Source organism: Marinomonas sp. G8-14, from assembly GCF_055808935.1.
Genome location: NZ_CM147891.1, coordinates 807,277 through 827,678 on the forward strand (window position 1 = coordinate 807,277; position 20,402 = coordinate 827,678).

22 protein-coding genes, 1 pseudogene and 1 riboswitch are annotated in these 20,402 nt (G+C 44.0%); of the genes and pseudogenes, 17 read left to right on the forward strand and 6 right to left on the reverse strand.

The features are described 5' to 3' along the window. Nucleotides 1-20: 20 nt before the first annotated feature. The 4 genes from murA to AC0L6V_RS04075 are packed head-to-tail and all read left to right on the forward strand — an operon-like array spanning nucleotide 21 to nucleotide 3,791. On the forward strand, nucleotides 21-1,283 hold the full coding sequence (gene murA, locus AC0L6V_RS04060; RefSeq protein ID WP_111606029.1) for a UDP-N-acetylglucosamine 1-carboxyvinyltransferase: 1,263 nt from the start codon (nucleotides 21-23) through the stop codon (nucleotides 1,281-1,283). Between the two features lies 1 nt (nucleotide 1,284). Next, entirely contained in the window at nucleotides 1,285-1,929 is a 645-nt protein-coding gene (gene hisG / locus AC0L6V_RS04065; RefSeq protein WP_111606028.1) for an ATP phosphoribosyltransferase, read from the forward strand. Then, entirely contained in the window at nucleotides 1,930-3,240 is a 1,311-nt protein-coding gene (hisD, locus tag AC0L6V_RS04070; protein ID WP_265217568.1) for a histidinol dehydrogenase, read from the forward strand. Next, nucleotides 3,240-3,791 (forward strand): SRPBCC family protein, encoded by a 552-nt coding sequence (locus AC0L6V_RS04075; protein WP_265217569.1) that lies wholly within the window; start codon nucleotides 3,240-3,242, stop codon nucleotides 3,789-3,791. Before hisD ends, AC0L6V_RS04075 begins: the two co-directional genes overlap by 1 nt. Here AC0L6V_RS04075 and AC0L6V_RS04080 read toward each other — a convergent pair. Together AC0L6V_RS04080 and AC0L6V_RS04085 are read right to left on the reverse strand one after the other, a co-directional pair. Then, nucleotides 3,788-4,135, reverse strand: coding sequence for a S1C family serine protease (locus AC0L6V_RS04080; RefSeq protein WP_265217570.1), 348 nt, complete (start codon nucleotides 4,133-4,135; stop codon nucleotides 3,788-3,790). The two genes, AC0L6V_RS04075 and AC0L6V_RS04080, sit on opposite strands and share 4 nt — an antisense overlap. A gap of 13 nt (nucleotides 4,136-4,148) precedes the next feature. Continuing rightward, on the reverse strand, nucleotides 4,149-4,841 hold the full coding sequence (locus AC0L6V_RS04085) for a S1C family serine protease (protein WP_418138784.1): 693 nt from the start codon (nucleotides 4,839-4,841) through the stop codon (nucleotides 4,149-4,151). 18 nt (nucleotides 4,842-4,859) lie between these two features. Between AC0L6V_RS04085 and AC0L6V_RS04090 the strand changes: the two genes are divergently transcribed. After that, nucleotides 4,860-5,621: a Nif3-like dinuclear metal center hexameric protein gene (locus AC0L6V_RS04090; protein WP_265217572.1), complete on the forward strand. Its 762-nt coding sequence runs from the start codon at nucleotides 4,860-4,862 to the stop codon at nucleotides 5,619-5,621. A gap of 50 nt (nucleotides 5,622-5,671) precedes the next feature. On the opposite strand, the gene AC0L6V_RS04095 is transcribed toward AC0L6V_RS04090, so the two are convergent. Beyond that, nucleotides 5,672-6,127, reverse strand: a complete 456-nt coding sequence (locus AC0L6V_RS04095; RefSeq protein WP_265217573.1) for a ZapG family protein — start codon at nucleotides 6,125-6,127, stop codon at nucleotides 5,672-5,674. Nucleotides 6,128-6,255: 128 nt separating this feature from the next. Between AC0L6V_RS04095 and zapE the strand changes: the two are divergent. The 5 genes and pseudogenes from zapE to AC0L6V_RS04120 all read left to right on the forward strand — a co-directional run bounded on the left by zapE (nucleotide 6,256) and on the right by AC0L6V_RS04120 (nucleotide 9,849). After that, nucleotides 6,256-7,355: pseudogene (zapE, locus tag AC0L6V_RS04100) on the forward strand (cell division protein ZapE). 152 nt (nucleotides 7,356-7,507) lie between these two features. Next, nucleotides 7,508-7,936: a 50S ribosomal protein L13 gene (gene rplM / locus AC0L6V_RS04105; protein WP_111606021.1), complete on the forward strand. Its 429-nt coding sequence runs from the start codon at nucleotides 7,508-7,510 to the stop codon at nucleotides 7,934-7,936. A gap of 14 nt (nucleotides 7,937-7,950) precedes the next feature. Beyond that, nucleotides 7,951-8,343, forward strand: a complete 393-nt coding sequence (rpsI, locus tag AC0L6V_RS04110; RefSeq protein ID WP_072839866.1) for a 30S ribosomal protein S9 — start codon at nucleotides 7,951-7,953, stop codon at nucleotides 8,341-8,343. Nucleotides 8,344-8,740: 397 nt separating this feature from the next. Continuing rightward, complete coding sequence (locus AC0L6V_RS04115) at nucleotides 8,741-9,373, forward strand: glutathione S-transferase N-terminal domain-containing protein (RefSeq protein ID WP_111606020.1); 633 nt, start codon at nucleotides 8,741-8,743, stop codon at nucleotides 9,371-9,373. Nucleotides 9,374-9,468: 95 nt separating this feature from the next. After that, entirely contained in the window at nucleotides 9,469-9,849 is a 381-nt protein-coding gene (locus AC0L6V_RS04120; protein ID WP_265217576.1) for a ClpXP protease specificity-enhancing factor, read from the forward strand. A gap of 86 nt (nucleotides 9,850-9,935) precedes the next feature. Here AC0L6V_RS04120 and AC0L6V_RS04125 read toward each other — a convergent pair whose 3' ends face one another. The 3 genes from AC0L6V_RS04125 to AC0L6V_RS04135 are packed head-to-tail and all read right to left on the reverse strand — an operon-like array spanning nucleotide 9,936 to nucleotide 12,656. After that, entirely contained in the window at nucleotides 9,936-10,529 is a 594-nt protein-coding gene (locus tag AC0L6V_RS04125) for an SIS domain-containing protein (protein WP_409419408.1), read from the reverse strand. 5 nt (nucleotides 10,530-10,534) lie between these two features. Beyond that, on the reverse strand, nucleotides 10,535-10,918 hold the full coding sequence (locus AC0L6V_RS04130; protein WP_265217578.1) for a YraN family protein: 384 nt from the start codon (nucleotides 10,916-10,918) through the stop codon (nucleotides 10,535-10,537). Beyond that, the gene (locus AC0L6V_RS04135; protein WP_409419409.1) at nucleotides 10,869-12,656 is read right to left on the reverse strand and encodes a penicillin-binding protein activator; all 1,788 of its coding nucleotides are present in this window, start codon (nucleotides 12,654-12,656) and stop codon (nucleotides 10,869-10,871) included. The genes AC0L6V_RS04130 and AC0L6V_RS04135 overlap by 50 nt, the downstream gene beginning before the upstream one ends. Nucleotides 12,657-12,757: 101 nt before the next feature. Between AC0L6V_RS04135 and rsmI the strand changes: the two genes are divergently transcribed. The 7 genes from rsmI to AC0L6V_RS04170 all read left to right on the forward strand — a co-directional run bounded on the left by rsmI (nucleotide 12,758) and on the right by AC0L6V_RS04170 (nucleotide 20,352). After that, complete coding sequence (rsmI, locus tag AC0L6V_RS04140) at nucleotides 12,758-13,618, forward strand: 16S rRNA (cytidine(1402)-2'-O)-methyltransferase (protein ID WP_265217581.1); 861 nt, start codon at nucleotides 12,758-12,760, stop codon at nucleotides 13,616-13,618. Between the two features lie 74 nt (nucleotides 13,619-13,692). Beyond that, nucleotides 13,693-13,797, forward strand: a riboswitch (TPP riboswitch). A gap of 183 nt (nucleotides 13,798-13,980) precedes the next feature. After that, the gene (gene thiC / locus AC0L6V_RS04145; protein WP_418138785.1) at nucleotides 13,981-15,999 is read left to right on the forward strand and encodes a phosphomethylpyrimidine synthase ThiC; all 2,019 of its coding nucleotides are present in this window, start codon (nucleotides 13,981-13,983) and stop codon (nucleotides 15,997-15,999) included. A gap of 16 nt (nucleotides 16,000-16,015) precedes the next feature. After that, nucleotides 16,016-17,530 (forward strand): thiamine phosphate synthase, encoded by a 1,515-nt coding sequence (thiE, locus tag AC0L6V_RS04150; protein ID WP_265217583.1) that lies wholly within the window; start codon nucleotides 16,016-16,018, stop codon nucleotides 17,528-17,530. Then, nucleotides 17,527-17,724 carry a sulfur carrier protein ThiS gene (thiS, locus tag AC0L6V_RS04155; protein WP_111606012.1) on the forward strand — a complete coding sequence of 66 codons (198 nt, stop codon included), beginning with the start codon at nucleotides 17,527-17,529 and terminating at the stop codon, nucleotides 17,722-17,724. The genes thiE and thiS overlap by 4 nt, the downstream gene beginning before the upstream one ends. 1 nt (nucleotide 17,725) lies before the next feature. Further along, entirely contained in the window at nucleotides 17,726-18,502 is a 777-nt protein-coding gene (locus AC0L6V_RS04160) for a thiazole synthase (protein WP_265217585.1), read from the forward strand. Continuing rightward, a complete protein-coding gene (gene thiH / locus AC0L6V_RS04165; RefSeq protein WP_265217587.1) occupies nucleotides 18,499-19,671 on the forward strand; it encodes a 2-iminoacetate synthase ThiH in 1,173 nt (390 codons plus the stop codon). Before AC0L6V_RS04160 ends, thiH begins: the two co-directional genes overlap by 4 nt. 198 nt (nucleotides 19,672-19,869) lie before the next feature. Then, nucleotides 19,870-20,352 carry a Spy/CpxP family protein refolding chaperone gene (locus tag AC0L6V_RS04170; protein WP_265217589.1) on the forward strand — a complete coding sequence of 161 codons (483 nt, stop codon included), beginning with the start codon at nucleotides 19,870-19,872 and terminating at the stop codon, nucleotides 20,350-20,352. The last annotated feature ends 50 nt before the right edge of the window (nucleotides 20,353-20,402 follow it).

A 20,402-nucleotide genomic window follows, 5' to 3' on the forward strand; every position in this document is an offset into this window, starting at 1 on the left:
GATTATAAGAGATTAAATATATGGATAAGCTTCTGATTACCGGTGGTACTCGGCTTAATGGTGTTGTTCGTGCTTCCGGTGCGAAAAACGCTGCGTTGCCTATTTTAGCGGCAACTTTGTTAACAAAAGAACTAATTACAATTAAAAATCTTCCTCATTTACATGATATTACCACCATGCTTGAACTGCTTGGTTCTATGGGCTGTGGTGTGGTTGTTGATGAAAAAATGAGTGTGCAGTTAGATGTTTCTACACTCAATAACTGTGAAGCACCATATGACCTCGTTAAAACGATGCGAGCTTCTATTTTGGTCCTTGGGCCATTAGTAAGTCATTTTGGTAAAGCGGTTGTTTCTCTTCCTGGCGGATGTGCCATTGGTAGTCGTCCGGTTGACCTTCATCTTCGTGGTTTAGAAGCAATGGGGGCGAAAATTTCGGTTGAAGGTGGCGATATCATTGCAAGCGTAGATGGTCGCCTTAAAGGTGCGCGTATCTTCTTTGATAAGGTGACAGTTACTGGGACCGAGAACTTGTTGATGGCTGCGACCTTGGCAGATGGAAAAACGATTTTAGAAAACGCAGCGCGTGAGCCTGAAGTGGTTGATTTGGCTGAGTGTTTGATTTCTATGGGAGCCAAGATTAAGGGGCATGGTACAGATACTATTACTATTGAAGGCGTTGAGTCCTTACATGGTACTACTTATCCTGTTATGCCTGATCGTATTGAAACAGGGACTTTTTTAGTCGCTGCGGCTATTACTGGCGGTAAAGTAAGAGTGATTGATACGAATGTAAAATCTCTTGAGGCAGTGCTGTCTAAATTGGAAGAAGCCGGCGCAAAAGTGACTTGCGGTGATAACTGGATAGAAGTGGATATGGAGGGACGCCGTCCTGATGCTGTTAATATCAGCACTGCACCTTACCCAGCGTTTCCAACGGATATGCAAGCGCAGTTTGTTGCGTTGAACTCTATTGCTAACGGTGTTGGTCGAGTCATCGAAAATATTTTTGAAAACCGCTTCATGCATGTCGATGAGATGCTTCGTATGGGGGCAGACATTGAAGTGAGTGGTAATACAGCGATTGTTCGTGGTTGTGAGCGTTTGAAAGGTGCTCCGGTCATGGCGACAGATTTGCGTGCATCCGCTAGTTTGGTGCTTTCGGCTTTGGTTGCTGAGGGCGATACGAAAATTGATCGTATTTACCATATTGATCGTGGTTACGAGTGCATCGAAGAGAAATTCGGAGCATTAGGTGCGAAAATTTCACGAGTTTTAAATTAATATGAGCAGAACATTAACGATTGCTCTGTCGAAAGGGCGTATTCTTGGCGAGACTTTACCTCTTTTAGAAAAAGCGAATATTGTTCCAATTGAAGACATTAGCAAAAGTCGTAAGCTGATTTTTGATACCAATCATGAGCATATTAAGTTGGTGATTCTGCGTGCAACGGACGTGCCGACTTATGTTGACCATGGCGTGGCGGATTTTGGTGTTGCTGGTAAAGATGTGTTAATGGAAGCATCCACTAAAAACCTTTATGAGCTTCTGGATCTTAAAATAGCCAAATGTCGCTTGATGACCGCCGGTGTGGTGGGGCAGCCGCTGCCAAATAGGCGTTTGAAAGTCGCTTCTAAGTTTATTAAAACAGCGAAGGCGTATTTTGCCGAACAAGGTATTCAGGCTGATGTCATTAAGCTTTATGGTGCCATGGAGTTAGCGCCTATCATGGGGTTAGCTGACCTGATTGTTGATATTGTTGATACGGGTAATACACTAAAAGCCAATGGTCTAGAGGCGCGAGAACTGATTGCGCCGATTAGCACGCGTTTAGTGGTCAATAAAGCGGCTTATAAAACTAAGTACGCTGAAATTGAGCCTATTTTAGAAATGATACGACGTGCGGTTGACGATAACGAGGGTAAATAATTGAATCTTAATATTCGAGCGTTTTCTTCTAGCTCTGATGGTTTTCGCTCTGAGCTAGAATCTTTGCTGGCATGGGACTCTGTTTCCGATGCCGGTGTGCAGAAAGCCGTTGCTGATATTGTTGAGCAAGTACGCCTTAACGGCGACCAGGCCGTTATTGAGTTTACCAATCGATTTGACCGTCGAAATGTTGCGTCCTCTTCTGAGCTTGAAATAACACGTGAAGAATTGGCTCTGGCGAAAGGTCGAGTCAGTGCTGAGCTTGTGACTAGCTTAGAGGCGGCCGCCAAACGTGTACATGATTATCATGAGCGCCAAAAGCAACCTTCTTGGCAGTATCAAGAAAATGACGGTACGGTGCTTGGTCAAAAAGTGACGCCTTTAGATCGTGTTGGTGTGTATGTGCCAGGCGGCAAAGCAGCGTATCCTTCTTCTGTATTGATGAATGTTATGCCTGCAAAAGTAGCTGGTGTTGGTGAAATTATCATGGTGGTTCCAACGCCTGATGGTTTAGTGAATGATATCGTTTTGGCGGCGGCTTACATTGCGGGTGTTGATCGTGTATTCACTATAGGCGGTGCTCAGGCAGTGGCTGCTTTGGCGTACGGAACAGCCACTATTCCCAAAGTCGATAAAATTGTTGGTCCGGGTAATATTTATGTGGCCACCGCGAAGAAAATGGTTTTTGGTGTTGTTGGTATAGATATGATCGCTGGGCCTTCCGAAATTTTGGTTGTTTGCGATGGTAAGACAGATCCAGATTGGATCGCTATGGATTTATTTTCTCAAGCTGAGCACGACGAAGATGCCCAATCTATTTTAATCTCTCCTGACATGGCTTTTCTAAAAGAAGTAAAAGCGTCAATGGAGCGCTTGATTGAGACTCAGAGTCGCAAAGACATTATTAAGGCTTCATTAGAGGGGCGCGGTGCTTTCATTCATGTTGAAAATATGGATGAAGCGATGGATATTGCCAATATTGTTGCTGCTGAGCATCTTGAGTTGTCGATTGATGAACCCGAAAAATGGGTAGAGAAAATTCGTCATGCTGGTGCGATTTTTATGGGGCGCCATACACCAGAAGCGCTAGGTGACTACTGTGCTGGGCCGAATCATGTTTTACCAACGTCTGGTACAGCAAGATTCTCATCTCCTTTGGGGGTGTATGACTTCCAAAAGCGTAGTTCATTGATTTATTGTTCACCTGAAGGTGCAAGTGCACTGGCAAAAATAGCATCACCCTTAGCGCGAGGCGAATCATTAGAGGCGCATGCTATGTCGGCTGAATATCGTATTCTGAAGAGCTTGTAATGGTAGGCGGTTCATCACATCCGACAGCGCTTTATAAACTTAGAAGAGTAACTCGTGTTACTGCGTTGGTTATTTTGCTTTTGGTGGTAGTGGGTTTTTTTATGCCGACTGACTACCGTGTGGAGCGTGGTGTTTTTATACAGGCTCCAAAGGCAACGGTTTATAAAGACATGCTGCATGGGGACTATTTGGCAGAATGGATGTTTATCCAAGATGGTCAGTTGGAAGTATTTGATGGCGTTTTAGAGGAGGGCGACTCAGTTGCCTTAATCTACGATAAAACAAGTGATCAAGGTGTTTTGTCGATAGTGTCGTCCTCTGAGTCTGTTATTCGTTTCGACGTTCGCCCTAAGCCCAATGTGAATCTTGTTCATAATCAAATTATGTTATCTGATGTGGACGGTGGTACTTTGGTGAATTGGGTGATTGATGGTGATCTTAGTGCTGGGTTGTTGAGTCCTTATCTTGCTTTGTTTGCTAATGACATTGCAGGCAATAACTTCGAGCGTAGTTTGAATCAATTAAAAGTGCTGATTGAGCGTCAACACTAATAATTGATTCTTTGCATGGTAGGCTGCTTTTCTAGCGTGATATTGGTTTGGTAGGATTGTAGCCCTCTAATGCCCACTAAGGATATGTGTGTTCCTGGCTTCAGAGATGCGATAAAGCGTCTGATTTGAAATGGATCTTCGCTTGGTGTGTTGTTTATTTCTAGTATGATGTCGCCAACTTCAATGCCTGCTTTTTCTGCAGGACTCTCTTTCGTAATGTCGTTTACAAGAAGGCCATGATTGGATGGTAGGGATAAATTGTCAGCCAGTAAAGGGGTGATTTTTTGTGCCTCCATTCCTAAATAGCCTCTTATGACTTCTCCGTATTTTATTATGTCGGTCATGACTTCCATGGCGTCATCGACCAGGGTTGCAAAGCCAATTCCTTGAGATCCACCAGAGCTTGAGTAAATGGCTGAACTGATGCCAATGAGCCTCGCCTTTTAAGTTGACTAAAGCGCCACCGGAGTTGCCTGGGTTAATGGCTGCGTCTGTTTGTAAGAAATTTTCATAGGTATTAAGGCCTATGCTGTTACGGCCTTTGGCGCTAATGATTCCGGCTGTTACGGTTTGTCCTATTCCAAAAGGATTACCGATAGCTAGGATGCGATCTCCTACTGATACCTTGCTACTGTCTCCCATTTTAATGCTTGGTAGGTTGAGGTGTGGTATTTTTAAAACTGCCAGATCAGTTGATGGGTCTGAGCCGATGAGTTGTGCTTCGATACGTCGATCGTCGTGTAGGGCGATAACAATGCTTTGGGCGTTTTGAATCACATGATGGTTGGTGAGAATAAAGCCATCTTTTGTGACGATTACACCTGAACCTAAATTAATGCTATGTTTTGCTGTGTCTAAGTCATTAAGTCCTTTCTGTTGGATCACTTGAGTGTAAATATTAACCACTGATGGTGTGGCTATTTGCACGGGAGTGGAATAGCTAGCATTCGTTGCTTTGTGCTTTTCTTGTATTAAGAGAACCGTTAAGCCTATGCATGTGCCAGCAAGTGCAGAAAAGATGAGGGGTGACCAAACGTTTTTTTGATTCATAAAATATAAGGGGTTATTTTGCTACGCAGTGAATTTGATAGTCTACTTGATAAGACATTATGTCCCAATCGTTTTAAAGATTATGCGCCCAATGGTTTGCAGGTGGAAGGGAAAAAAGAGATTCAACGTGTTGTTACTGGCGTTACAGCGAGCCAAGCGTTAATCGATGCCGCAATTGATTATAAGGCAGATGCGATCTTTGTTCACCATGGGTATTTTTGGAAAAATGAAGATCCTCGTGTGATTGGCATGAAGTATCGTCGCCTTGCCGCCTTGATAAAGAACGACATAAATCTATATGGGTATCACTTGCCATTGGATGCGCATCCAACGTTAGGGAATAATGCTGGATTGGCGGATGCTCTTGGGCTTTTAAACCGATCTGGGTTGCAAGCTGGGGTTGCTATTGAGGACTCTATTGGTGTGGTTGGTGAATTAAGCGAACCAGTTTCGCCATCAGTATTTCGTCAAAAAATAGAGTCGGCAGTAGGGCGTGACGTATTGTTTGAATGCGTCAATGACCATTTGATACATCGGGTTGCACTTTGCACGGGTGGCGCTCAAGGTTATATTGAGCAGGCAGTCGCGTCAGGTGCGGATGTCTATATTACGGGTGAAGTTTCTGAGCAGACAATTCATATAGCTCGTGAAATGGGAATTCATTTTGTGGCAGCTGGGCATCATGCTACGGAGCGTTTTGGTGCGAAATCAATGGCAGATTTTCTTGTTCAAGAATGTGGGCTGGATGCTGTGTTTATTGATATTGATAATCCGGCTTGATCTATGGTCGGAAATAAAAAAAACGGGCTATTCATGGCCCGTTTTCTCGTTTAAATGGTGCGTTTTGGTTCTAGGTCTTGTGCTCTGCCTTCTAGGCCGAAGTTTTCGCTTAACATGCCAGGCTCTTTTCCATGTTTTAGGGCGTAATCCCTTGGAGGTTCTACTGAATCTGAAAACTCAGACGTTTGGTTTTGTTCTCCTATTGCGCTGGATTCAACAGGAATGTTGCTCAATTGACTAGCGTTTTCTGCTAGGCAGTTGCGTAATTCTGCTAATCGTTTTTCAACGGAAATGAGGTGTTGGTTGCTGTCAGTGAAAAAATTATCAATGATGACTTGTTTGCTGTCTAATTCCTGCTGCAATGTCTTCATAGTGATGATGTTTGAGCTTGAGTCCGTTTTATTGCGGTTGTTTTTCGCAATGTAACCTTTAAGAGCAAGTGTGGCGACACAGCCAATAATAATACCAGTGATAAAGATAATAATGTTAAATTCTTCTAAGTTCATGACTTTCTCCAAAAAACAGATAATCCATTATAGCGAAACACCCCTTACGATAACAGCTTGATAGGTGTTGTTTAAGATGCAATTTGTTAGAATAGATATAATTCACTTATTCTAATGAAAGAGCGGCGATGACACCCATTACACGTTATAAGCAAGATTTAACAAGAGCAGACTTTAATTATGACCCAGCGCAAGAGGAAGCAGTAGAAGCGCTTCAAGATTTATTTGATCGCTTGGTTGCAAGCCAATCAGAGGCATCCTCTACTGGTTTTCTAGGGCGTCTTTTGAAAAAGAAAGCGCCTGCGGTGGAGCAAGGGCTTTATTTTTGGGGGGAGTAGGCCGAGGCAAGACCTACTTAATGGATACTTTTTTTGATTGTTTGCCGACGGAAAAGAAAATGCGTCTGCATTTTCATCGTTTCATGCAGATGGTGCATCAAGAATTGCGCAAATTGCACGATGTAAAAAATCCACTTGAGATTGTCGGTAAAGAAATTTCGTCGAAAGCTCAAGTGTTATGTTTTGATGAGTTTTTTGTGACTGATATTACAGACGCGATGATTTTAGCCGGTTTGCTTGATGTGTTGTTTAAGAATGGTACGACGTTAGTGGCAACGTCTAACATAGAGCCAGATGGTTTGTATAAAAATGGTTTGCAACGTGCGCGCTTTTTGCCTGCCATTGATCTAGTAAAGAAACACACCAAAGTGATGAATGTTGATGGGGGGTAGATTACCGCTTGCGTACTTTAAAACAAGCTAAGTTGTATCACTTCCCACTAAGCGAGATGGCGAATAAAGAGCCTCAATGATCGTTTTATGAGCTTGATCTCTGATGCTTCCCATATTGTTGAGGGGGGCGCGGTTGAAATCGAAGGACGAAACATCCCGTTATTGCGTAGCTGTGAAGGGATGGCATGGTTTGATATTAAAGCGCTGTGTGACGGTCCAAGAAGTCAAATTGACTATATTGAGATTGCGCGTTTGTATAGCACAGTGATTATTTCCAATTTACCGCAAATGGATGCATCACGAGATGACTTGGCGAGACGTTTCATTAACTTGGTGGATGAGTTCTATGATCGTCATGTTAAGGTAATTTTTAGCGCTGAAGTGGCTATTCCAGATATCTACACGGGCACTAGATTGGCGTTCGAATACGACCGTACAGTAAGTCGACTATTAGAAATGCAATCAGAAGAGTATTTGTCTTTAGAGCACCGCCCATAATCTTCTTATGGCTTTCATATTTGGTTGTGTTGGTGTATACTTCGCTCGCCTTTTTAAAGGTAAGTGTACGTTGATCAGATAGTATTTATTTGGCCAACCAATAATAATAGGTATAGCGTGCTATTAAGCTCGCGTATTGAAAGGGTTTTTTGATGAAAACTTTTACAGCTAAACCTGCTGAAGTTCGCCGCGACTGGTTCGTGGTTGATGCTGAAGGCAAAACTCTAGGCCGCTTGGCTACTGAAATTGCTCGCCGTCTACGTGGCAAGCATAAAGCTGAATACACTCCACACGTTGACACTGGCGATTACATCGTTGTTATTAACGCTGAGAAAATTCACGTTACAGGTAACAAAGCAGCTGCTAAACAATACTACCGCCATACTGGTTACCCAGGCGGCTTGCGTTCTATGAATTTCGAGAAGTTGATTGATCACGCTCCTGAGCGCGTTCTTGAAATCGCCGTAAAAGGTATGTTGCCAAAAGGTCCTTTGGGCCGTGCAATGCACAAGAAAATGAAAGTGTACGCTGGTACTGAGCATCCACATACTGCTCAACAACCTCAAGCCCTTAACATTTAATACGGAAGATCATTATGTCAGCTACTCAATACTACGGTACAGGTCGTCGTAAAACGTCTACCGCTCGTGTGTTCCTTAAAGCGGGTTCTGGTAACTTAGTTATCAACAACCGTACTCTTTCTCAGTACTTCGGTCGTGAAACGGCTCAGATGGTTGTTCGTCAACCTCTTGAACTTGTTGGTGCTACTGAAAAATTTGACGTTTATATCACTGTTAAAGGTGGTGGTATCTCTGGTCAAGCTGGTGCGATCCGTCACGGTATCACACGTGCTTTGATGCAATATGATGAGACTCTACGTCGTACTCTACGTTCTGCAGGATTCGTTACTCGCGACTCTCGTGAAGTTGAACGTAAGAAAGTTGGTCTACGCAAAGCACGTCGTCGTCCTCAGTTCTCTAAGCGTTAATTTTCGCTTTGGAATTATTATCAAAACGCTTGGTGTTTCGCCAAGCGTTTTTTTTGTTTTAAATAAAGCGCATTATACTATTCTTGCAACAAAATCGTTTTTCTAAGAAAATTTTTCTGAAAATGATGTTAGAATAGCTTGGCTTTAAACTCCATGACTTCATGGTGGTATTCTGAACTTGCTGCGTATCGCTTAGTTTATTGGATGCACGATCGTTTATTCTAATAATGCTAGGCGCTAAGTTGAAGCCTTGTTTTGTAAAAGGTCCGTGGTAAAGTTTCATTAAAGATTTTTTGTGGTGGCGAAATCGTGTAATATTTTTGTTATTTTGCCATCATATTATAGTTTGTCCCCTCCTTTGAAGGGGACGTAGATGTTTTCAATATAGGGGTTAGACATGGGTGTTATTGCAAAGCGCTCCTCAATGACGTTCTTCTCTGATGGAGAAGATCATTACAGCCATCGAGTTCGTATTGTATTGGCTGAAAAAGCCGTCACAGTGGATATCATAGATGTAGACCCGTTTAACAAGCCGGACGAGTTAGCTGATGTTAATCCATATAATGAGTTGCCAGCTTTAGTCGATCGTGACTTGGTTCTTTATGAGCCAAACGTCATGATGGAATATTTGGATGAACGTTTTCCACATCCACCGTTATTGCCTGTATATCCTGTTGCTCGTGCTGAAAGTCGTTTGTTTATGTACCGCATTCAGCGTGACTGGGCAAAGTTAGTGGATTTGATTTTAACAAGCAAAGATAAAGAAGCGGTCGCAAAGGCTCAAAAAGAGCTACGTGAAGGTCTTCTGAACGTGACTCCTATTTTTGAAGAAAAGCCTTATTTCATGAGTGATGAGTTTACGATAGTTGATTGCTGTTTGGCTCCAATATTGTGGCGTTTACCTATATTAGGTGTAGAGATACCGAAAGATCAGGCAAGAGCGCTGTATAAATATATGGATCTCGTGTTCTCTCGTGAGTCTTTCCAAGAGAGTCTGTCCGAAGCAGAACAAGAAATGCGTTTAGACTAAATGTAGTCTCTGAAACGATCGTATCAAGTTACAAAAAAGGAGCTTATGGCTCCTTTTTTTACTAAATAGTTAATAGTTATTAGGTTGGAGGAAAAATGTTACCAAAAAGATCTTATTTATTAAATGCTGCATACGCTTGGGTGGCAGATAATGATATGACGCCTTACCTGTTGGTAGATGCAGAACAGAAAGATGTTGTTGTGCCCACAGAATTTGTAAAAGACGGTCAGATAGTGCTCAATATTGGTATGTCTGCTGTACGTCATTTGATTATGGATAAAGAGGCGGTTTCTTTTGAGGCTCGCTTTAGTGGTAAGCCGATGCAGGTTTATGTGCCTATGCGAGCGGCATTGGCCTTGTATGCGAAAGAGAATGGTGATGGCTTCGTTTTTCCGCACGAAGAATTTTTAGATGAACCGACGCCACCAACAACGCCAGAACCTAAAAAGGGTTTTCAGTTAAAAGTGGTTAAATAGAGTATCATGCGTATTCAATACGACAAAAAACAGCCGCTCAAGAGCGGCTTTTTTGTTATGGGTGGTCGTATCTTGATTGGTTCAGGTTAGTCGTCATAGCCAAAAAGTTGTCTCTCTAGAAGATCAACCAAGATGTGAATGACGCTCAGTTGACATTCATGAACTCTTGCTGTTCCAAGAAGGTTGATCTTTATCTCTGTATCATCCTGAGAGGTGAGTGACGAAACGTTTTTAGCTTCTGGGCTGGTGAGCGCAACTATACTCATTTTTCGTTCATGGGCAGCTTGTATGGCTTGTATTATTGGTGATGTATTGCCGCGATTGGCTATAACGAACAATATGTCGCCTTGATTACCAAGTGCTGTTATTTGCTTGGAAAAAACATCGTGATAACTGTCATTGTGAGTAATGGCTAATAATGCCGCACCTTCACCGCTCAGGTTGATAGCGGGTAGACCCGGTCTTTCTCTGTCCATTCTATCTAGCATCAAGGTGCTGAAATACTGAGAAAGATGAGAGCCTGTGCTATTGCCTACGCAGATTACTTTTCCCCCAGAAGCTATGCTCGAAAAAATGACTTTGGCTGCATGTTCAATATAAGGCGGTAAACTTTCCAGTGCTTGTTGTTGTGCTTCAAAGCTCTGGGCAAATTGTGTGTAGATTGCTTCTTGAAAATCCATAGTGATTAAAATACTGCTTTAAGCCAAGTTAAATGTTGAGTGTCTATTTTTTCGTCAAATAAAATTGCGTCGAAACGACTCGCGTTATTTTCTTTATTGTTTTTTTGCAGCCATAAAGCCGCGCTATTGCGTACTTTTCTTAGCTTAGATTGCCGAAGGCTTTCAGCTGCGCTGCCATGTGCACTATTGGCACGAAACCGAACTTCGATAAAAACAAACGTATTTTGATCGAGAAAAATTAAGTCAATTTCTCCTAAGCGACAGAAAAAATTTCTTTCTACAAAGCGCAGTCCTTGCTTACGCAGAAAGTCTTCAGCGGCTTGTTCGGCTTTTTCACCGTTATTTTTCGGTACTTTCCTTTTTCTCAAAAAATTCTGGACTGTTTGCATAAACCAAATTTCCTTTTTGGTAAGTCATTATGACGGGCCTTTTATGAAAAATGCCATCTTCATCCATGGTGATAATGCCTGTGTTAGCTGAAATTTTAGTGCTCGGGAGTAATGTGAACAGTTGATACTTGTTGGCCAACAAATAAGAGTCTGCCCCTAGAGCTTGAAGTCGACGTAGGATATTTGAATTTTGATTTTTGGGCAGTTCATCAAGCACATTGCTGTTAGGGGTAAGTGCTGGCACTTCAGTGAAAAGAATACGCTCGATATCGCCAGGCTTGATCGACTTATCAAGGGCGCTGTCATTAAGTGTACTGGTGGCGAGCATAGGAATTTTATCAGCGAAGTAAAAATCTAAAAGAGGGCGTATTTGCTTGGCATCATTAAGCTTGCCAACATAGAAAACATAATCAACATCTTCGCGAGAGCGGGCGATGCTATCAACACTGCCTCCAGTCCACTGTTCCACTAATCGCTTGCGAGCGTAGCTTTCGTTAATCAGTAAGAGTTTTTGTATCGCATCTTGTCTACCTTGAGGGGTATTAGCATATGATTGATTTGATGTAATGGCGATATTTTGTTCAACAGCGGCCGATCTAAATTCATCGCTTTGTTTCAATGCCCATGTATCTTGTGTGCTCAAAATCGCTGCTTTTGTTGCACCCTCTTGTTTTGCAAAGTTGATTAATTCATGTATCTCGTCCTCTGCGCTTAGAGAAAAGTGGTATAGATTTTTTGAGTGTTGGTTAAAGTCTAATTGATTGAGAGCAATAACAGGGTATGGCAGATCTAGGCGACTGATCTGGGCAACATTGTTCTTTTGTAATGGGCCAATGATGACGTCGGGTTGTCTTTCATTTGCGGCGGTCATTGCGTCAACGATGTTTGGATATTGATTGACGTCAATAATACTGACCTGAGGTCTTGCTTCTTGTTGATTGTAAAAGCTTGCAAAAAAACCATCTACAATGGCTTGTGAAGCGCGCTCTAGATTTCCACTCATGGGTAGCATTAATACAATTTTCTTTGGTGCCATCTTTTCAATAGATGACATGATTGCAAAATCTTGTGGTGGTGAAATAGCCGCAGGGTGGCTTGGGTTTTCAGTCTGCCAATTCTTGAACATATCGATTTGTTGTTCTATTGACAGAGATTGGTTTCTTAAAATACTGCTGATGGTAAGCCAGCCATTCAGTAGGGGTTGTTGTCTTTTATAAAGCTCATCAATCTCATTTTGAGTGAGATTCTGTACAGCCATCCAAAGTCGAGTTTGGTTCTCTTCGACTTCGTTAAGTGGCAAGTTGTAGGTTAATTCCATACGCAGCAAAACGACGTCAAACCAGTTGCCGAAATATTCTAATATGGTGGCTTTGGTTTGTTTCAATTTGTTTTGGTTATCAGGGTAACTGGCAAGAGCCAACTGATTTGCTTGCGCTAAATAATTTAATGCTTCTAGAGAGTCATCTAAATTAGACGCTGCTAAAGCGGCTAATAGATAGGCGTCAAACTGGATAGGTGAATTCACTGACAGAACTTTGTTTTCTAAGGTATCAATGGCGTTTAGAAAATCACCTTGTTCATAGTCCGTTTTGGCTGAGTTATAAGCGTTCGCTAATGCACCTGACACCCCCGCCCCTTTAAAAGGATGGTAAATGCTTGGCGGCAACGTTCTATCTTGCATAGCACCGTTTTCAGTGTATTGAGCGCCGTTTTGCTGTGATTCCGTGTTTAAATTCATGGAATTACAGGCGCTCAGAAGAAAAGAACATAGAGTTAATGATATGATGCGATAATTAATGAGGCTCATAAGCTTACAAAATGACAAATAAAAGAGGCAACATGTTACCACATAGTTCTGATGATGCGAGAGGGTCGTTATACATAGTTGCAACCCCAATTGGTAATCTAGATGATTTTAGCAAAAGAGCAGAGCAAATTTTACGTGATGTAGACTATATTGCGGCGGAAGATACGCGACACACTCGCCGTTTATTGAACCATTTTGCCATTGAGGCGAAATTATTTTCCATTCATGACCACAATGAAAAAGACAAAGCCGATTATGTTGCCAGTTTGTTAGATGACGGTAAAAACGTGGCTTTGGTTTCAGATGCTGGTACGCCATTGATCTCTGATCCTGGTTATCATGTCGTACATGCATTACGTGAAAAAGGCCATAAAGTTGTGCCTATTCCTGGAGCTTGTGCTTTGGTTGCTGCTCTATGTGCTTCTGGGTTACCAACCGACCAATTCTTTTTTGCGGGTTTTGTGCCAGCTAAGTCGAAAGGGCGTTGCGACTTATTTGAATCTTGGAAGAAGCAGGCTGGCACGGTCGTATTTTATGAATCTACACACCGTGTTTATGACTCCATAACGGACGTGCAAAAAGTCTACGGTGATGACGCGCAATTGGTATTAGCTCGTGAAGTAACCAAAACCTTCGAGACGTTTTTGTCGGGTACGGCGTCTGAGATTCTTGCTAAGTTTGATGCCGATGCCAACCAAATGCGTGGTGAGTTTGTTGTTATGCTGAGTTTCACGCAAGAAAGCGGTAACGAAGCCGAGTTAGAAGCGAAGCGTATTCTTACTATTTTGTTGGAAGATTTACCGGTTAAGCAGGCGGCCGCTATGGCGGCCAAATTAACCGGTGAAAAGAAAAATTATCTCTACAAAATGGCACTGGAAATGCAAAGCGAATAGTTTTTGGATTTTTTCTGGTAAACACTCACAAAAAGCATGGGTGTTTACATTCCGATAAGACTGGGTATACTCCACTCTACTTGTCGGAGTGCCATTTGGCTGAGATCGCATCATTAAATGCGGGATCCGCAGAACCTGATCGGGCTAATACCCGCGTAGGAAACAAGAAAGTCTCCATTTTTCTTTTCTGCATCGAATGAACTCCTGATTTTTATGGAACCGATGCGGTCATATCATTTAAAGCGTCCTTTCTACTAAAATTCAGGGTTCATGTTTTGCAATCAACGCCTGTAGTGCGTTAATCGTTGTGAAGCAGCACCCCAGACAAGCCATTCTCCATTTTAATAATAAGGGAAGCGCTTATGTCTACTAGTAATGAGTTACATCGAAGCTCAGCGAATTTATCTAAAAAGCAATCTCGTGAAGAGTCACGCCAAGCGGCGAAATCCTTTATCGAGTCATTGCAGGCCAAACCTTTTCCTGCGTCCGAGCGCATTTATTTAACAGGCTCTGACGACTCCATCCGCGTTCCTATGCGTAAGATCAATCTGACCGATACCCCAATTGGATCGGATCCTGACAACTTAACCTTCGGTCTCAATGAAGCGATTTATGTATACGACTGTTCTGGTCCTTATGCGGATCCACAAGAAAACATAGATGTGTATCGTGGCTTGGCGCCCATGCGTGAGTCTTGGATCGAAAAGCGCGGCGACACGGAAGTATTACCAAGTGTGTCTTCTCAGTTTGCTCAATCTCGTCTGGAGAACGCGGCGCTGGACGAATTACGCTTTAAGGCCTTACCTAAAGTACGTAAAGCTCGCCAAGGTAAGTGTGTGACGCAAATGCATTACGCACGTCAAGGCATTGTTACACCAGAGATGGAATACATTGCACTGCGTGAAAACCAAAATATTGACGCTATTAACAGTGAATTACTGCTAAGACAGCATCCAGGTCAAAGCTTTGGCGCGAACCTACAAACCCGTATTACCCCCGAGTTTGTTCGTGACGAAGTCGCTCGAGGTCGCGCTATTATCCCCAATAACATCAATCACCCTGAATCCGAGCCAATGATCATTGGCCGTAACTTCTTGGTGAAGGTCAATGCCAATATTGGTAACTCAGCCGTGACGTCGTCTATCGAAGAGGAAGTAGAAAAACTGGTCTGGTCGACCCGTTGGGGCGCAGATACCGTGATGGATTTATCGACGGGTAAAAATATTCACGAAACCCGCGAGTGGATCTTGCGTAACTCGCCGGTTCCTATTGGTACCGTCCCCATCTATCAAGCCTTGGAGAAAGTGGATGGCGTGGCTGAAAATCTAAATTGGGACATTTTTCGCGATACCTTGATTGAGCAAGCAGAGCAGGGGGTCGACTATTTCACTATTCACGCGGGTGTGTTGTTGCGCTACGTGCCGATGACCGCCAAACGTCTTACTGGCATCGTGTCTCGTGGAGGTTCCATCATGGCGAAATGGTGTTTGGCGCACCACAAAGAGAGTTTTCTTTATGAGCGCTTCCGTGAAATTTGTGCGTTGTGTGCGGAATACGATGTGGCTTTGTCGCTTGGTGATGGCTTGCGTCCGGGGTCTATTATGGACGCCAATGACGAAGCGCAAATGTCGGAGCTTCGCACCTTGGGCGAATTGACAAAAATTGCTTGGGAATACGATGTACAGGTGATGATTGAAGGTCCTGGTCACGTCCCCATGCAATTGATCGAAGAGAATATGACAGAGCAATTAAAGCATTGTCACGAAGCACCATTTTATACTTTGGGGCCTCTAACCCAAGACATTGCACCAGGGTATGATCACATTACCTCTGGCATTGGTGCCGCGCAAATTGGTTGGTACGGTTGCGCTATGTTGTGTTACGTGACGCCAAAAGAACATCTTGGTTTACCTAATAAAGAAGACGTTAAGCAAGGTTTGATCACCTACAAAATTGCGGCCCATGCCGCTGATCTTGCCAAAGGTCATCCGGGCGCACAAATTCGCGATAATGCTTTATCAAAAGCGCGTTTTGAATTTCGTTGGGAAGATCAATTTAACCTGTCTTTAGACCCTGAAACCGCTCGCTCTTACCATGATGAAACATTGCCGCAAGCGTCAGGTAAAGTGGCGCATTTCTGTTCTATGTGTGGACCAAAATTCTGTTCGATGAAAATCACTCAAGAAGTTCGCGACTATGCCAAGGGCTTAGAGGATGCCAAAGGCTTGGAAGGCGCTCAAAAAATCGACATGAGTGCTTTGGAGGGCGATGCCGTTGCTAGTGAAGCCGAAACAGGCATGCAGAAAATGTCGGCGCAATTCCGGGAGCTAGGCAGTGATGTCTATCTCACTACGGATAAACTAAAAGAAACATCGCTGTAGGCGCTAAGGAGGATTTATGTCGATAAAACCTCCTGTTGTCTGGTGTGTGGGCGGATCGGATTCGTCCGCCCACGCTGGACTCCAAGCGGATTTGCGTACAGGGCAAGACTTAGGTTGCCACGTGCAAACGATAGTGACGTGCATCACCGCACAAAATTCTAAAGAAGTGCGGTCTGTGGAACCTGTTTCGCTGACTGTGTTCAATGAACAGTGGCAAGCCTTACTCGATGATGTGTCACCAGCGGTCATTAAGGTTAGCTTACTGCCTTCCATCGACATGGTGAAAGCTTGCTCGGTTTGGGTGCAACGCGTCAAAACCGACTTTCCGAATGTGCTGGTTATTTTTGATCCTGTTATGGCGGCGAGTAGTGAATCGGGTAATCGCCTGCAACAAGATTCTGCTGGGGCTTCTTTATTGGAGTCTTTGCTTCCATATGTGGATGTGATTACGCCCAACTTGCTGGAATTTGAGCGGCTGACTGGCTTGTCTGGCCAGCAGCCAGTGGTGGACATACAGAGTCAATTGGCCGCGTATTTAGCGTCGTCAAAATGCACGTGGTTACTGAAAGCTGGGCATTCAGACGCTGAACAAGCAACGGATTGGCTGGTGAACCAAGATTCTGTCATCGGTTTCTCTTATGAAAAACTCACTGTGCACAATACCCGTGGCACAGGTTGCACCTTGTCGACAGCGTTGGCGAGCTTTATTGCCCATGGCTACGATCTTCTAGATGCCATGACCATGGCTAAGGCCTATATCACTGGGGCGTTAAAAAGTGGCGTGCAGATTGGGGTTGGTGCTGGGCCATTGGGGCGACCTGGTTGGCCGCTTCAGATTGCAAACCTGCCGACAATTGTTTGGCCAAATACGCCAGTCATGCCCATACATCAGCCATTTGCCAAAATGGATCTTGATAAAATGGGCTTGTACCCAGTGGTGGATTCCGTTGCTTGGTTAGAGTTAGTGCTTAAGCAAGGAGTGAAAATGGCCCAGCTGCGCATCAAAGACCCTAACGATGCTGATTTAAAGCATAAAATTCAGCAGGCGATTACCCTAGGAAAAGAATACGACGCTCAAGTCTTTATTAATGACTATTGGCAGCACGCTATCACGTTTGGTGCGTATGGCGTTCATCTTGGTCAGGAGGATTTGGATGTGGCGGACTTGACGCAAATTCAAGCCGCCGGATTGCGTCTTGGCATCAGCACCCATGGTTACTATGAAATCGCTCGCGCTCAGTCTATTCAGCCAAGCTACATCGCGTTAGGTCATATTTTCCCGACACAAACCAAAGAAATGCCTTCTCAGCCACAGGGTTTAACTCGGCTGGCACATTACGCCATTTTATTGAAAGGCACGTTTCCTACGGTGGCGATTGGTGGCATCAATGCAGAGCGGTTACCAGCCGTGGTGAAAACGGGCGTGGATTGTATTGCTTTAGTGACGGCCATTACCAAAGCAACAGAACCCGAGGCCGCGACACGATCTTTGATGATGGCCTTTGAGTCCAGTGTGGGAGATAAGCGATGAAGATTGTGCTAAACGACGTACCTTACGAATTTACTGGAAACACTCTCGAAGACTTACTGAATGAGTTGGGGAAAAGTCAGCAAGGTATTGCCATTGCGATCAATCAACAGGTCGTGCCAAAAAGTTTGTGGTGCGCTACTGAGTTGAATGAGCAGAGTCAGGTGTTTATTTTTGAATCCATTGCTGGAGGTTAACATGTCGTCTTTATTGATTGCAGGGCACGAATTTCACTCTCGACTTTTTACGGGTACTGGGAAATACGCCAGTGCTGATGCCATGATGGATTCGCTAACGGCCAGCGAAAGCGAACTGGTGACCTTATCTTTGCGTCGTATGGATTTAAAAAATCACACGGACAATATTCTTCAGCCTTTGCAGCAGCAGGGCATAAAGTTGTTACCCAATACCTCCGGCGCGCGTACCGCCAAAGAAGCCGTTTTTGCGGCAGAGTTAGCTCGTGAAGCATTAGAGACCCATTGGGTGAAGTTGGAAATACACCCTGATCCGCGTTACTTGATGCCAGATGGTATGGAGACTTTGTTGGCTGCCGAAGAGTTGATCAAAAAAGGTTTTGTGGTCATGCCTTATGTTCATGCCGATCCTGTGCTTTGCAAACGATTGGAAGAAGTCGGTTGTCAGTGTGTTATGCCACTGGGTTCGCCTATTGGTTCAAACATGGGCTTGGCGAGTCGTCCGTTCTTGGAAATTATTATTGAGCAGAGTCGGGTACCTGTCATTGTTGACGCTGGCATTGGTGCGCCTTCGGATGCGTCATTGGCCATGGAGCTTGGCGCGGATGCGGTGTTGGTAAACACGGCCATGGCCGTTGCCAAACACCCTGCGCAAATGGGCAAAGCTTTTCGTCTTGCGGTGGAAGCGGGTCGAATGGCCTATGAGTCAGGCTTGGGGGAGCGTCGTTTACAAGCGCAAGCCACCAGCCCATTGACGGATTTCCTTGGAGCCTTGTCATGATGGATGGTGCAAGCCATAAGATTCGCTTGTTAGAACAAAGCCCAGCAATAGAAGGTCAATTTAGTCAGTTTGTCGAAAGCACAGATTGGCAAGTTGTGACGCAAACGCATCAGGCAAAAACCGAGCAAGATGTGTTGCGTGCTTTGGCTAAAAGCAAACTTGACGTAGACGATTTTGCGGCGTTGATTTCCCCTGCGGCAGAGCCGTATTTGCTGGAAATGGTGACCAAAAGCGAGCAACTGACGCTGCAGCGCTTTGGAAATACCTTGAGTTTGTTTGCGCCCTTGTACTTATCCAACACCTGCGCAAACGAATGTACTTACTGTGGCTTTTCCATGAGTAATGCAATCAAGCGCCTCACGCTGAATGAATCGCAGATAAACAAAGAAGTGGCAGCCATTAAAAGCAAAGGCTTTGACCATATTCTTTTGGTGACGGGAGAAACTAACAAAGTCTCCATGCCTTATTTTGAACGCATGATTCCTCTTATCAAGCCTCACTTTAGTCAGCTATCCATGGAAGTCCAGCCATTAGATATGGAAGAGTACAAACGGTTGCAAGGTATCGGCTTAGACGGTGTGTTGGTATATCAAGAAACTTATCGTCGTACAACTTACCTTGAGCATCATTTACGGGGCAACAAATCCAATTTTAATTATCGGTTGGACGCACCGGATCGTATCGGTCAAGCTGGCATTCATAAAATTGGCTTGGGTGTGTTGCTTGGCTTGGAAGACTGGCGCACGGATTCATTAATGATGGCGCATCATTTACGGCACCTGCAAAAGCGCTATTGGCGAAGTCGCTTTAGTGTGGCGTTTCCGCGTATTCGTCCTTGTGAAGGTGGCATAGTGCCAAAGTCGATCATTTCGGATCGACAATTGGTTCAGCTTATTGCGGCGTGGCGTTTGTTTGACCGCGATTTGGAAATGAGCTTGTCAACGCGTGAATCTCCAACGTTCCGTCATCATGCGGTGCGAATGGGCTTTACTACTATGAGTGCAGAGTCAAAAACTCAGCCTGGTGGTTATGCGGACGATGCCCAAGATGCTCTTGAACAGTTTGAGATCAGTGATGAGCGCCCTGTGGCTGATATTATGACGATGATTCGTGAGCAGGGACGTGACGTGATTTGGAAAGATTGGGATCCGGCACTTTCTGGACCTTAGTAGGAGATCAAGATCTACGCTGATCTTCAAGAATGTGATGGTATTTGCTTGGTTGCAAGTGGAAACAAACAAATGTCGATTTACCTTTACAAACTAATGACAAGTTTTGCACGTGGATTCTTTCTCTTTGGCACTGTTTGACGCAGAAATAGACATAATAGATTCCAACAAAACAGGAAACAGCTTAAGGAGCTTACTATGTTGGATCGTAAAAAAGCAGGAATGATGGGCGTTATTGGTTTGAGTGCCGCGATTATAACCGGTGTGGCTGTGAGTGCATTTGCGGATACGAAAGCACCTCAAAATACAGTTACACAAGGACAAGCCACTCAGGAAGCGCCAGTTAATGCCGTGCCAACCCATGATCAATTGGCAAGCCGTATAGCGCAGCAACTTGGTTTAGATGAAAAAACACAAACGAAAGTGTCTGATCTTTTTGAAAAAGATGGTAAGGCCATTCGTAAAATTCAAGAGCAGTTACAAGCGACTCAAATGGAATTAAGTGGCTTGTCACCAAGTTCAAAAGACTATCTAGATAAGGTCGATGATCTTGCCGAAAAAACGGGCGAGTTAACCGAAGATCTTACTGTTGCCTACGCAAAAAACCGAGTGGGCTTGTATGAGCTGCTTACGCCAGAGCAGATCGAAAAACTGGAAACCCCAGTTCAGCCGCAATCGTAATTTTTCATTGATACATTTCCCTTTGTATTGAGAGCCTTGCCCCAGTTCTA